The organism is Herbiconiux daphne (assembly GCF_024979295.1).
GTDB classification, from domain to species: domain Bacteria; phylum Actinomycetota; class Actinomycetes; order Actinomycetales; family Microbacteriaceae; genus Herbiconiux; species Herbiconiux daphnes.
This window is the reverse complement of the sequence record NZ_JANLCJ010000192.1, coordinates 1-954: the sequence shown is the minus strand read 5'-3', so window position 1 is coordinate 954 and position 954 is coordinate 1. Positions and strand designations below refer to the sequence as shown.

At 40.8% G+C, this 954-nt stretch carries 1 protein-coding gene; it reads left to right on the top strand.

Going from position 1 to position 954, the window contains the following annotated elements:
• Positions 1-954 (top strand): hypothetical protein (locus N1032_RS24015; RefSeq protein WP_259542971.1); only part of this gene is annotated, 954 nt, incomplete at both ends.

The following is a 954-nucleotide window of genomic DNA, read 5'->3' as shown; positions in this document are numbered from 1 at the left end:
ATACGGAACGAAATAAAATTGTAGATCCGGCATTGAGGAAACAATTAACGTTAGATAATATCAATGATACTTTACACGTTAACGGTATTAAGAAACAAGACCGTATTCAGAACCGTGAAACTACAGAAGAGAAGCTTAAACGGCAAGCAGAAGAAAACCGTAAAAAGCGTGATATTATCGATGCTGAGGAACAAGCTAAATTAGATAGATTCCGTCAAGGTGCTGGTAGAAATTATTCTAAATCTGATCTCAATGAAGCAATTAAGGCTACTACACAGGGCGGTAAAGCTCTCAATTCAGATCGTGTAATTAATCACCTTACTAAGATTGCTGATAAATCTAATATGCCTGGCTCTAAAGAATGGTTTAAAAACTCAGTACAGAAAATGAAACATGTTTCTGATGCTGATAAAGCTGGTATGAAATCGGAGATTAGTAAAACTTTTGCAAATGGTACACCGTCACCTAATGAATTAAAAACGCTCTCTAATCAGCTTGGAGATTGGGAAAGTCAGATCCATACATCTAATAATCGTAAAAGCTTTGCTGATAGTGCTAAGGCCGAAGCTCAAGCACGTAATGAGCAGATGGAAACGCACGGTAAAGCAGTTGTGAAAGCTAACCAGGTATCAGAAGTACATGATGCAATGGAAAAGGCTTTTGAAGGTGTTGATGTACCGGAATATAAAAAATCTGATTTCATCCGTAGACACACTAACAAGGTGTTTAAAGATGGTGAGAAATCACAAGCTCAGCAAGCAACAGCAATCAAAGAGGCAACACAGGCCGCTAAGGAATACGCTCAGCGCGTCCAACGTGGTAAGCCTGGTGAACCTGAACCAGCACCGGAACAAGGTCAGGGAGAGCCAACAGGCCAGCCAGAAACCAAAGCAGGAGAGAGCACGAATAAGCCAGCCGATAAAGAGCCACTACCAGAAGATGAAGTTGATGAGG